Raw genomic sequence first — 12503 nt, 5'->3', positions numbered from 1 at the left:
TCAAACTCCTTAAAATTTATTTATGTATACATTTATTTTACAGAATCATTTCCTAGATGACCAACATTTCAAATCGCCAATGGTTATATTATGTTCAGACCATTAAATACGATATACTAAAAGGAGAATTCTTAACCGAAACGTTTTCTTTTCTAAATCATATTTCGGAGGTACAGAAGGTATGAACTGGAAATCATTTATCATTGGTGCGGCAGCAGGAGCAATAAGCAGTTTAGCAGTAAGAGAAATCATTTCAAAAAATTCAACAGTTTCACCTGAGCGGGTATTAGCAAATGTAAAAAAACAGTTTAAACAAAACGGAGACATCAACGGGTCATGGATACATATGGAAGCTGTGCCCTACCAAAAGCAACATATCCATTATCAAGTATATAAAGGCGGCATATCCAAAAATAACGAGGGTACAGCCGAGCAATATGAATTTGTCGCTGATGCTAAAACGGGAACGGTCATAGACGTTCATGTTACCAAGTAAATAGAATAAAAACGGGCCGTACTGATAGGTACGCCCCATTTTTTTTAGTTTCTTTTAATGGCATCCGTTAGTTGTCCGTCTAGATCCCATTTAACTGCACGATAAAAAGCATCATGATAAAAGGTAAGCCAGGCATTTTTCTCAAGGGCATATGGCAGCCATTTTTCTTTTGCGGCAATCGAATCCATTGGGTAATCATCATAGGCCATTACCCAGAGCACATTTTGATGGGCGTGAGTTGCCAGTAAATCCGCCATATGAATGGCAACCTCATCGCCATCTTCAATGAGTAAAATCGAATGTCCATTACTATGTCCACCGGTATGAATCAAGGTGAGGGAACCTAAGTTCCACTTTTCATCAAAGGGTATGACCTGTTTTTCAATTGCCTGCCAATTTTCCTTCCAATATGTATTTTTGGAGCGGATATTAGGGGTACGCATTTCATCCCATTCAATTTTTGACGTAATAATTTTCGCATTTGGAAAAGCTGAAACATATTCCCCATCAACAAGTTTCGTAAGACCGCCTGCATGATCAAAATGCAAATGAGTCATAAGAACGTAATCAATTTCTTCCGGTTTTAGTCCTACTTTTTCAAGAGATGAATCCAATTCCGATTCTTTTGTTACCCCAAAATTCCGCAATTGTTTTTCTGTTAATTTTCCTTTTCCGATTCCGGACTCAACTAATATTTTCATCCCATCCATTTGAATTAATATCGGATCTGTCGGACATTCAATTTGGTTTTTTTCGTTAGCCCGATATTTTCTATCCCACAATATTTTTGGAACAACACCAAACATCGCACCGCCATCCAAGTTTGTAACTCCTCCGGTAAGCCATGTAAGCGTTACCCTTCCAATTTGTAATTTTTCCACGGACCTCTCCTCCTCTTCCTTTATTTTACCATTGTCTGATAATTCAGGAAAACAAAAAAGACAGCCCTATAAAGAACTGTCCTTTCCTTCATTTTGATATTTTACTTCTGAACGGTATATGCGGTTGCCTTTTTCAGAGAATTTTTGTTCATATTCTGTCATGATATTCCCTTCATAATCACTGTTATGAAGGTCGAGACTGACAAATTTCAATAATAAACCATATTCCGAAAAGCTCCTTAACGAATATTCAAATAAACCTTGATTATCCGTTTTAAAATGAATTTCCCCACCATCGATTAATATGTCCTCATACTTTTTCAAAAAGTCTTTATACATTAATCTTCTTTTTTCATGACGTACTTTTGGCCATGGATCGGAAAAATTCAAATACACGCGAGCCACATCGTTTTTTGCAAAGTATTTTTCTAAATCCTCTGCATTAACATTTAATAGCTTAAGGTTCGGTAAATCCGCTTCAATTAAGCGATCTAAAGCCGCAACAATCACGCTGTCGTATACCTCAATCCCCATATAATTAATGTCCGGGTGAGCCTTCGCCATTTCTGTAATAAAACGGCCTTTGCCTGTTCCAATTTCGATGTGAAGCGGCTGATCTTTCACAAATGCTTCCTTCCATCTTCCTTTAAAATCTTCAGGATTGGGAACTATATATTGTGGGTGCTGCTCTATTTTCTCCTTTGCCCAAGGCTTATTTCGAAGTCTCATTTTTACACTCCTAAAAATATTTTCGTTCAAACTTTAACATGCTATGATCCATAAGTGCAAGGCGAATCTTTTGGAAATCAAGTAACTTAGATGCAATGTATAAACAAAAAAAGAATTCACAACCTAACTGTGAATTCTACTTATTATCACTTGAAAGGGTGTTACGCTATGCCATTAAGTCACCAAGACCAAGTTACGTTACTAAAAGATATATTAAGCAATCATCAAACAGATTGCTGTGGATCTGTTGCTGAATGTGAACAATTGGAACGTTTAGTAAAATCCCTTATGGTTAATACACAAGTCGATCAAAATGTAAAAAGCATTTTGCAGGAAGTTTATCAGTACAGCCAAAATGGAGCTCAGACTGCTGATTTAGACCAGCATATCCTTTCAAACCAAGAAAACCTATCCGGGTGGGTTAGTAATATTGATCAATTCTCATAATTAAAGAATGACATTTAAAAACTTAACCCACTTATCCATTTCCTGAAATCTACTTTTATTTTTATGCCATTGTATGGAAGATATAGTTTGAATGGCCACATACCATTTCATTCTCAGTCTTAAATCGTCTGTTAACATTTTTCCATACATCGCTAACCATTTGTCCCAGCTTTCTTCTGAAATATACCAATAAAGCAGTAATCCTAAATCAATAGCAGGGTCAGCAATCATGGCACCGTCCCAATCAATCAAATACAACTGGTTGTTTTCATCGAGCAGCCAGTTGTTATGATTAACATCACCATGGCAAACAACCTTTTCCTCGCTATAAATATTTGATACTTCTTCTTTTAAAAAGTCCATCGTTTTTTGCACTTCCGGTAATCCCAGGACCTCTGAATCTAATTGTGATTGCACGGATTGAAAAATCGTTTCAGGAGACATTGCCGTTTTTTCCAGGCGGCTTAACATGCCTAGCATTGGCTCCGAGCGATGAATTTTCTTCAAAAGTTTTGCGACGACTTCTTGATCCATTTCAGCCGGCTTAAGTTCTCTTCCGGAAAGCCATTGCTGTGCTGTTATCACATCACCATTTTCCAATCGTTTTGTCCAAACAAGCTTCGGGACAATGCCTTCAGCAGATAAGACTGCAAGAAATGGAGAAGAATTACGTTTCAGAAAAAGCTTTTGATCCTGATACCGGGCAAAAAAAGCTTCTCCAGTCGCTCCACCAGCCGGGACAATTTCCCATTCTTGTCCAAGTAAATGTTCCAAAATTGTTCACCTTCAATTATGACCGTTCTAATGGGGTACTAGCCCATTTTATTCCGAAGTAAAATCCTTGCTGCTGGAAGGTTCTTTCTTTCCCTGTAATACTTCACAGCTTAAAAATTTAAGGAGAATTTATACTAAATAATTAAAATAAAAAAAGCTATTGATATCATTTCACACAATAGCCATCTTAATAAATTTTATCCCCAAAGAGCTTTTTTCGTCAAGTAAATCTAAAGAATCTATTTTTTCGCAAAAATATTTATACTGATAGGTTGAATTTTTATTTCTCCCCCAGAAATCCTTTTGCTCATAGAAATCCCAGCCTCATAATGGTCAGCTAACACGTACCATTCTCCTTCTGGAAGGCTGATTATTTCTTCATTTTTTCTTGGATTTATGGCAAGAATGACTTCACGATATTCTCCATTTTTATTTTGATAGACAAAGGTGATGAGCGGAGCGTGAAGGGGACTTTGTTTCATGGATGAGCGGATTTCCTCAGCGGTGCGTAATCTAAAACAGGATAATTTTTTTCGAATTTCTATTAAACCTTTTATATATTGAACACTATTTATATAACGGCTTTTTCGATTCCAATCCATTTGGTTTATAAAATCAGGTGATCGATAGCTATTCCCTTCACCTTGCTTCGTGCGAAAGAATTCTTGCCCGCTATGAAGAAAAGGAACTCCCTGTGACAAAATCACCAGGGCTGTTGCAAGCAAATGATATTTTATTCGAATGGATTCATCTTCCGTTCGATAGCATGCCAATAGTTTATCCCACATTGTATGATTATCGTGACATTCCACATAATTGACTGTTTGAGAGGGCTCATTAAATAACTTATTTTCCTTTTTCAAAACCCCAACACTGCCGGCAATTAAATCGGCTGCTGCCTCATAGTGATGTTCATTTCCAAAGGCATATCCTTTATCAAATAAATTAAAGGTGCTCCCTTTAATCGTATCCCGGAATTTATCATTAAATTGAGCAATAGTGGGAAGTTTGGACTGGTTTTGAATGATTGCCTTTTTATCAAGCGGAAGGGGCGTATTTAAATTCCAACCCTCACCAATTAACAAAATCCCCTTAGCCAATCGATCACACATCTTTCTGACTTCGGACATGGTTTCCACATCAAGAATTCCCATTAAGTCAAAACGGAAACCATCAATATGGTATTTTTCCAGCCAGAAACGAATGGAATCAAGAATAAACTTTCTTACCATTTTTCTTTCTGATGCAATATCATTTCCAACTCCTGTACCGTTTGAGGGCATCCCAAATTCATTATGACGGAAATAATAGCCCGGTACTATTTTTTCAAATGGGGAGTTTTCACGACTGTACACATGATTATATACGACATCCATTATTACCTTTAAACCTTTATAATGAACTTGATCAATTAACTGCTTTAGTTCCTTAATTCTGGAATAGGGATCAGTTGGGTCGGTAGCATAGCTTCCATCAGGGGCATTAAAATGTACAGGGTTATAGCCCCAGTTATATTCCTTTTTTGCTTCTAATTCATTTACCCCGGCAAAATCATGAAAGGGTAAAAATTCAATATGAGTTATTCCTAAATCTTTTAAATAAGATAGACCTGTCACGTCTCCTTCTTTTCTTTTTGTATCAATTTCCCCTGCACCAAGATAAAGCCCTTTGTGCCTTACTCCACTATTGGGATGGATGGTAAAATCCCTGATATGTGTTTCATAAATAATCGCATCGACTGGATTTTCCAATTCAGGCAAGGGGATTTTCGGTCTCGCCGTTTTTTCCAACTTAACGATTACTCCTCGCTCCCCATTGACCGAAACAGCTGTAGCATATGGGTCAACAGCTTCCTGCCATACTTGATTCACAAGGACTAGAAAAGTATAGTGATGATAGTCTAAATCACGATGGACTATTGCAGACCAAACCCCTCTATCATGTCGCTTCATTTTTACAATTTCAGCATATGGACCCTGAGGCTGCCGTAGTTTGACTTTCACTTGGGTAGCAGTCGGTGCCCATAGTTTAAATTGGGTATAAGTTTCCGTACATTTTGCCCCAAGGTCATCTCCATCGTAATAATATTTTTTATCGAATAATTCTGTACGAATCACTGCACCTATTTGTAGGTCTGTTTTACCACCATGCTCATCCATTATCCAGTATACTTTTCCAAAACTAATTTCATCTGCAAGCTGACAAACATATTTATTATTATTTTCAATTCGTCTCTTCTCGAGTATCTTTAGAGGCTGTGTCTTAATTCCATCACTTATCGAAAATGTTGCGGACATACCTTGGTAATATGAAAGAGGAAGAAGAATCGCAATGATCTTCATCTCATCCAAGTAGGCAAGAAAATTTCGTTCACTGGAAATCATTCGAATCCCTCTCTTTCAAACCAAATTCTTGTAAATTTTGTTTACTGTCAGAATTTTTAATGCCTTTGATTTGAGCTGTATCTTTATCGGAGTATAACCAATAAACTCCCCGTCAGCATGGGCAAAAAGGGGGGCTGATGATTGAATAGAAATATTCTTGCCTTTAAGCATTTTTACTTCCTTAAAAAGAACATGTTTTCCCCAAAAAACACTAATAAATACTAATAACAGTTTCAGCCTTGATAATTGATGGACAACTGTAATATCAAAAACGCCATCATTTGGCTTGGCATCTGGAGCAATCTTCATACCACCGCCATAAAAGGGTTGATTCGAAACTGTGACAAACCATGTATGTTCAAATATATGCGTTTTACCATCAATTGATAAACGAATTGTTGAACGTTTATACTTAAAAAGTTTAATCAATAAAAAATAAACATATACTAACCTTCCCAAGGATAGGCTATTTAAGACGGATTTAATCTTTGAACGATTCACATCATATGAAATCAGCGCATCAAACCCAACACCCATATTGTTTATAAAATAGCAAACTGCTTGATTCCCCCTATCGATTTTCCCAATATCAACGCTGGCTTCAATTTGCATTAAATGGAGTAGTGCATTAAGGGCCAGCTTCGGATTAGAAGGAATTTCAAATCCTCTCGAAAAATCATTTCCTGATCCTCCCGGAATAAATCCAAGAGTGATATTATTATAGTTTACAACTCCATTCATCACTTCATGCATGGTTCCATCACCGCCAAGTGCAACGATGATGGTGTGCTCCTCAACACTCTCCGCAATTTGCGATGCAAGTGTTTTTGCATGTCCCGGGGAATTCGTAAAAAACGCTATATATGGTATTTGCTCGACCTTTAATTGGCTCTCAATCTTCCTCCAGATTTTTTTACAGGTCCCGTTTCCTGCCTTGGGATTAATAATAAAGTAGATGGTCTTCATACCGAATCAACCTTTTTATTTTATTAGAGGGAAAATTTCCTTTACTTCATATTTTGGTGTTTTCTCTAAATGGGTTTGAAATAAAACCACTTCACTAGCTATAAAAGCAAGGGGTTCCGGCTGTAGTTCCTGCCAAACATCAAGTTTATCATGATGAAAGGCTTGATCCCCTGTCCATTTCCTTGCAAGGGTGATGTGAGGACGAAACGGTCTTGTTTCAAGCTGAAAACCTGAATTTTCACATGCTGTAAATACTTTTCTTCTTACCAATTGAAGTTCATCACTTTTTATCGTATCCGCCCAAAAGATACGGGGGGATTCTTTACGTCCAAAAGTTCCAAGTTGGTTGATTTGCAGTGAAAAAGAAGATGTTCCCCATAGTTCTTTACTGACGTTTTCTATTGATTTTTCAAGTTGATCTGAAGGTGCAAATCCTAAAAAGGCTAAAGTAATATGTAAATCTTCATGATGTACCCAGCGGTTAAAAGGAAGGGACTGTTTTAATTTTTCACAATGGTCTTTCATAATTAATTTTATTTCTTTTGGAATTGGTACAGCGTAAAAAAAATGAGTTTGATGATTCATTTCTAATTCCTTCCTTTACTTAATTTTAGTCGATTTGCCTCCATTTGTATCTAAAACAAAATCCAGAGGTTTCCGATATTTTTTACATTGTTTAAGAGTTTTATAAAAAATTGCAACAAACTGATTGGAAAAGGTGTGTGGCAAGTTTTATATTGAATCGCTCCCTGTTGATTGGAGCGGAAGGTGCGAAGACTCCTGCGGGAGTACGGGGCAGGGGAGACCCCGCAGGCGCCAAAGCGCCGAGGAGGCTCCCCGGCACGCCCGCGGAAAGCGAAGCACCTGGAGCGGAAATCAACAGGCCCATTAACATAGGTAATCTTTAAATAATTGGATTTTGCAAACTTCACAAATATCCTTAAAAAAAGACGTGCAGCAGTGGGTTGCTGACACGTCTTTACTTTTTTGCTTATTCTTCTTTTGCCAGTTCATAGATTGCTTGTGCGTAGATGGCTGTGGCTTTGAATAAATCCTCAAGATCAATATATTCGTCCTTTTGGTGGGCTACATCCGGTCTTCCCGGGAATAATGGCCCAAAGGCTACACCTGCCTTAAGAGAACGTGCATAGGTTCCACCGCCAATTGCCAGCAGATCCGCTTGCTCACCCGTTTGCTCTTCGTAAACCTTCTTTAACGTCTGAATCAAGAAATCCTTTTCATCAACATAATGCGGTTTAGAATCTGAAAAGTTTTCAATCGTAAAACCTTCGTTTTTCAACAGCGCGTCTAATTTTTCTTTTGTTGCTTCCATCTTGTTAGTGACAGGGTATCTGCATGTCATTCCGATTGTCCCACCGGACTCTTTTGTATAAGAGAACTTACCAGGATTGATGGTTAATTCCCCTGAAATATCATCCGAAAAAGCAACTCCCAAATGAACTCCCCTTGAATCATCAAAAAAATAACGGGAAACAAATTGAAAATATCGGGCTGCTTTTCGATCTAAATTGAGCTTTGAAAGAAACTCTGATAAGAATAGGCCTGCATTTTTACCGTTTCTTGGCTCCATTCCGTGAGCAGAAATTCCCTTTACTTCTAAAGTGAGCTCTTGATTTTCTTCTGAATATTGATGATCGAGTTTATATTGGTTCATAAAATTTGTAAACATTTCAGTGATCTCTGCCTGATTCTCCTTAATCTGAATTACTGCCTTTGCGTAATCAGGAACCATATTATATCTTTTCCCTGAAAGAAAGGTTTGAACTTCAACATTTGCATCTGTATTAACCTGATCCGTTCCTATTTGAACCATATCAAAGTCGGAAATTCCCTTTTCTGCGTTAATAATCGGAAAGTCAGCATCCGGAGCGAACCCAAGAGAAGGCATTTCTTCATGCTGAAAATAATGTTCCACACAGCGCCAATTGCTTTCTTCATCCGTTCCAATAATCATTCGTACCCGTTTCTTCAACGGCAGACCAAGTTCCTTCACAATTTTCATGGCATAATAAGCTGCTATTGTCGGCCCTTTATCATCAATCGCTCCCCTTGCATAGATTCTTCCATCTCGCACTTCAGCTGCATAAGGATTACTTGTCCAGCCGTCCCCCTCTGGAACAACATCGACATGGCAGAGAATTCCTAGCAAATCCCTCCCCTCTCCAAACTCCAGGTGACCAGCTAGATTCCCAACATTTTTAGGGATAAACCCATCCTTCTCCCCTAGAGTCAGCATGTAATCTAATGCTTCTTTCACCCCTTTACCAAGTGGGGCATCCTGCGTAGCATTTTCTTCATCTAATAGGCTTTTAATATGTAATAGTCCCTGTGCATCTTTGAGCAGTGCCTCTTTTCTTTTTTCCACCTCAATGATCCAATCAATCTTTGTCAATTCAAATGCCTCCTAAAGCAAATATGATACGTAAAGACAATATTATTATTGCAAATATCTTACCAATTTTCATAACAAAAGCGAAATCCGGATAGTTTTTGTTATGATAAATTTACAAAAAATTCAATTAATTTATCATATTTCTAGCTTGATTCCCCATATTCTATACTAAGAGAATTTAAAGGAGGGGGAGTAACCACTATCTATAAATAAAAAAAGATTATTTGTAAAATGATGTATAATGGTGGAAATTTTCAGAAATTGTGGGTACAATAAGGTTAGATGTATGACATCTAAGTGTCCACTTAAACGTCCATGCAAAGGAGATGTCTGCGGAAAAGAAACTACATATTCTTGAAGAATACTTCTTCAAAGAGGCTGTCGGTAGAGGGAATTCGCCATAGGTTTGAAAAAAGGATAGGGAGTGGTTCTTTGAAACCTTCAACTAACCGGATGTTAAACCGCATCAAATGTATCTACATGTTTATTCGCAATAATGGCACTGTGACAACGCAGGAACTTGTAGAGGAATTTGGTATCACTCCTCGCACCATACAACGAGATTTAAATGTCTTAGCCTATAATGACTTGGTTATAAGCCCAAGCCGCGGAAAATGGACCACCACAGAAAAGAAAGTAAAAATGACTTCTTAAACAGTTTATTAATGAATAACAAAATAATGAAAAAATAGCATGCGATGATTTCGCTTGCTATTTTTTTGCCCTTTTTAAAATAAGTCATTCCTAGAAAAATTCCGCCACTTACCTTTTACCGTCAGCATGTAAAAAATCTACACCCGTTATTGCTTTAAATTCCTGGTCATTTATAATGCCCAGCATTTTAAAAAGGAAAGAATATTTTAAGATTTTTTTATGGATACGCGGTGTCGAATTCATTTCTATCACCCTCCAATTTTACTATTATTTTATTCGTGAAATCTAAAAAGTTTCCTTTAGGCAAAAAAATTCTTAAAGTGAAATTATTTATCATTATGGCAAAGATATCAGACTATACTTGATTTATAAACTTTTAAAATATATTATATTAATATAAAAATCTTTAACACATAAAAGCGTTTAAGCGCAAAAGAAAACTTGTTGAATATAGAAGGGTTGGAGCATTTTGGAAAAAAATCATCAAGGATTAAAAAGAGGGTTATTACCTCGTCATGTTCAGCTTATTGCCTTAGCTGGAATGATTGGGACCGGAATTTTCAAAGGAAGTTCAGATACATTAAATATCGCTGGTCCAGGTGTTGTATTAACATACTTTATTGGCGGAATATTATTGCTAATCATTATGGCAGCATTAGGGGAAATGGCAGTTTCCTATCCAAACTTAAACGTACAGCTTTTGGTTAATAAAGCATTTGGATTCAAAGTTTCGTTCATTGTTGGTTGGCTCTATTGGATTAACTGGATCATTGTTACCGTCGTTGAGTTGCTCGCTGCGGGAAGTTTCCTGCAATTCTGGTTCCCTTCTGCGCCATTATGGCTGTTAAGTCTTTTTTGTGGATTATTGATTGTGGGAATTAATTTATTTCAAGTTAAATACTATGGAGAGCTTGAATTTTGGTTTGCAGGAATCAAAATTTTAGCTTTAACGGCTTTTATTATCTTGGGTGTATTAATCCTAGTAGGAATAATCCCAAGCTCGATTCACGACCCGCTGTCCAATTATACGGCATATGGCGGTTTTTTCCCGCACGGTTTTCACGGAGTGGCCAGCGCCTTCTTAGTTGTAATGTTTTCCTATGGCGGAGCAGAATTAATTGGGGTTGCTGTTACGGAAACAAAAGATACTGAAAAAGTTTTGCCAAAGATCATTAAAGGGGCCGTATGGCGAGTCATTATCTTTTATATCTTCCCAATCCTTATCATTTGCGGAATGATACCATGGAACAAGGTATCAGGCGTAGATAGTCCCTTTGTCCAGGTATTGAGTATTACCGGGCTGCCAGGTGCCGCACATATTATGAACTTTGTGCTCTTAACGGCAGTTCTTTCAGCAGCCAATTCCGGTATTTATGCTACATCAAGAACCTTATTTTCAATGGCACAAAGCGGTGTAGCACCGAAAAGTCTATTAAAAATTTCTAAAAATGGAACCCCGATTGCTGGGATTTTGATTACAAGTGCATGGATTTTAGTCGGAATCTTTTTAGCCTATATCACCCCAGACCAGGTAATTAGTTACTTAATGACGATTCCAGGGTTTACAGTGATGTTAATTTGGATTAGCATCTGTGCAGCTCAGTTAAAGCTTAGACCACATTATAAAAGCAAACCGTTTTTCAGGGTAATAGGATTCCCATTCATTACTATTTTTGCGATTGTTTCTTTAAGTGTCATTTTTATTGGATTTCTCTTAAATTCAAATAATCTAATAGGATCAACTGTTTGTTTGGTAATCATGGGAATTTTGATTGTTCTTTCTTTTACTGTTCGAAAAATGAATTAGCAATAAAAAACCATATCCAGCACTCTAAAAAGGTAGTGGACACTTCATATTAAACCAAAAAGTGATACCCATTTGTTATGGGTATCACTTTTTCTATTCTTCAGACTTGATTTCCCCGGCAGGTCCCGATAAATTACGATTATTGGGCTCATCGGATTCCACAAAGCGCTTGAGCGCCGAGAGTTTGTTCTCCCAAAAGATTTCAAAATATTGGAGCCAGTCCTTTAATTCATATAATGGCTCAGGTTCAAGCTTGTACCGAGTTTCTCTTCCAACCTTTCGCTCCTTAACCAGACCTGCATCAGCTAATACTCTTAAGTGCTTGGAAACGGCGGTCCGGCTAATTGGGAATTGATCGCTTATATCTTTAACAGGCATTTCCTGCTGGCTTAAAAGTTTTAGCAGCCTTCGGCGAGTTGGGTCAGCGATGGCTTGAAAGACATCATGTTTGGCCGAAGAAGCTTCCATTTATGCTTCAACATATCCTTGTAATTTTTTAACAAGACCTGCCCAGCCTTGGTTCATATTTTCACGGATTGGAGTATGCGGTGCACCAAATTCAGTAACCTTATTCGCATCCCAGCCGCCATGGATTAAGGTAAATTCAGTTTTGCCCTCTAACTCTTTTAATTCAAATGTAAGGGTCCAATCCTTTCCCCAATTAAAAGAAAGACGATTAGGCGGGTCGACTAGTGTAACCTTACAAGGGGACATTCCAAACTGTCCGGCATTCAAATGAAATTCATGGCCTTCTACCGGTTCCATATCGTTCGGCATGAACCATGCAGAAAGACCTTCTGAAGTGGCAACAGCGGCCCATACTTTATCAATGGGAGCATTGTAGATTTCTGTATATCTAATATCCTGTAGTGTTTCATTCGTCATTTTTAAAAGTCCTCCTCAAAATGTTCCGGTTTTAATAAGAGATTTGTACAAACAAATAAGAAACCAT

At 37.6% G+C, this 12503-nt stretch carries 14 protein-coding genes; 4 read left to right on the top strand and 10 right to left on the bottom strand.

Features of this window, described 5'->3' with window-relative positions; translation table 11 throughout:
* The first annotated feature begins 181 nt into the window (after window positions 1-181).
* On the top strand, window positions 182-496 hold the full coding sequence (locus tag E2K98_RS11045; protein WP_133334300.1) for a PepSY domain-containing protein: 315 nt from the start codon (window positions 182-184) through the stop codon (window positions 494-496).
* Between the two features lie 44 nt (window positions 497-540).
* Here E2K98_RS11045 and E2K98_RS11040 read toward each other — a convergent pair whose 3' ends face one another.
* Both E2K98_RS11040 and trmB read right to left on the bottom strand, forming a co-directional pair.
* On the bottom strand, window positions 541-1377 hold the full coding sequence (locus tag E2K98_RS11040) for a YtnP family quorum-quenching lactonase (protein ID WP_133334299.1): 837 nt from the start codon (window positions 1375-1377) through the stop codon (window positions 541-543).
* A gap of 66 nt (window positions 1378-1443) precedes the next feature.
* A complete protein-coding gene (trmB, locus tag E2K98_RS11035) occupies window positions 1444-2106 on the bottom strand; it encodes a tRNA (guanosine(46)-N7)-methyltransferase TrmB (RefSeq protein ID WP_133334298.1) in 663 nt (220 codons plus the stop codon).
* A gap of 168 nt (window positions 2107-2274) precedes the next feature.
* Between trmB and E2K98_RS11030 the strand changes: the two genes are divergently transcribed.
* Entirely contained in the window at window positions 2275-2553 is a 279-nt protein-coding gene (locus E2K98_RS11030; RefSeq protein ID WP_026572154.1) for a YtzH-like family protein, read from the top strand.
* Here the strand turns inward: E2K98_RS11030 and E2K98_RS11025 are convergent, their stop codons facing one another.
* The 5 genes from E2K98_RS11025 to pepV all read right to left on the bottom strand — a co-directional run bounded on the left by E2K98_RS11025 (window position 2554) and on the right by pepV (window position 9090).
* A complete protein-coding gene (locus tag E2K98_RS11025) occupies window positions 2554-3327 on the bottom strand; it encodes a phosphotransferase family protein (protein WP_133334297.1) in 774 nt (257 codons plus the stop codon). It abuts the gene before it with no gap.
* 239 nt (window positions 3328-3566) lie between these two features.
* A complete protein-coding gene (gene pulA / locus E2K98_RS11020; RefSeq protein ID WP_133334296.1) occupies window positions 3567-5711 on the bottom strand; it encodes a type I pullulanase in 2145 nt (714 codons plus the stop codon).
* Between the two features lie 15 nt (window positions 5712-5726).
* Window positions 5727-6677, bottom strand: a complete 951-nt coding sequence (locus E2K98_RS11015; protein ID WP_133334295.1) for a diacylglycerol/lipid kinase family protein — start codon at window positions 6675-6677, stop codon at window positions 5727-5729.
* A gap of 15 nt (window positions 6678-6692) precedes the next feature.
* Window positions 6693-7262: an RNA 2',3'-cyclic phosphodiesterase gene (gene thpR, locus E2K98_RS11010; RefSeq protein ID WP_133334294.1), complete on the bottom strand. Its 570-nt coding sequence runs from the start codon at window positions 7260-7262 to the stop codon at window positions 6693-6695.
* A 406-nt stretch (window positions 7263-7668) separates the two neighbouring features.
* Window positions 7669-9090: a dipeptidase PepV gene (gene pepV / locus E2K98_RS11005; RefSeq protein ID WP_133334293.1), complete on the bottom strand. Its 1422-nt coding sequence runs from the start codon at window positions 9088-9090 to the stop codon at window positions 7669-7671.
* Window positions 9091-9522: 432 nt separating this feature from the next.
* On the opposite strand from pepV, the gene E2K98_RS11000 reads away from it, so the two are divergent.
* Window positions 9523-9744 carry a DeoR family transcriptional regulator gene (locus E2K98_RS11000; protein WP_071358441.1) on the top strand — a complete coding sequence of 74 codons (222 nt, stop codon included), beginning with the start codon at window positions 9523-9525 and terminating at the stop codon, window positions 9742-9744.
* Window positions 9745-9852: 108 nt separating this feature from the next.
* On the opposite strand, the gene E2K98_RS32030 is transcribed toward E2K98_RS11000, so the two are convergent.
* Window positions 9853-9987, bottom strand: a complete 135-nt coding sequence (locus tag E2K98_RS32030; RefSeq protein WP_268884070.1) for a hypothetical protein — start codon at window positions 9985-9987, stop codon at window positions 9853-9855.
* A gap of 226 nt (window positions 9988-10213) precedes the next feature.
* On the opposite strand from E2K98_RS32030, the gene E2K98_RS10995 reads away from it, so the two are divergent.
* On the top strand, window positions 10214-11551 hold the full coding sequence (locus E2K98_RS10995) for an amino acid permease (RefSeq protein ID WP_133334292.1): 1338 nt from the start codon (window positions 10214-10216) through the stop codon (window positions 11549-11551).
* Between the two features lie 93 nt (window positions 11552-11644).
* Here the strand turns inward: E2K98_RS10995 and E2K98_RS10990 are convergent, their stop codons facing one another.
* Both E2K98_RS10990 and E2K98_RS10985 read right to left on the bottom strand, forming a co-directional pair.
* The gene (locus tag E2K98_RS10990; protein WP_133334291.1) at window positions 11645-12019 is read right to left on the bottom strand and encodes an ArsR/SmtB family transcription factor; all 375 of its coding nucleotides are present in this window, start codon (window positions 12017-12019) and stop codon (window positions 11645-11647) included.
* Window positions 12020-12436, bottom strand: a complete 417-nt coding sequence (locus E2K98_RS10985) for an SRPBCC family protein (protein ID WP_133334290.1) — start codon at window positions 12434-12436, stop codon at window positions 12020-12022.
* Window positions 12437-12503 lie beyond the last annotated feature (67 nt).

It is taken from the genome of Bacillus salipaludis (assembly GCF_004358205.1).
The sequence above is the reverse complement of the archived record's forward strand: the minus strand, read 5'-3'. Positions and strand labels throughout refer to the sequence as shown.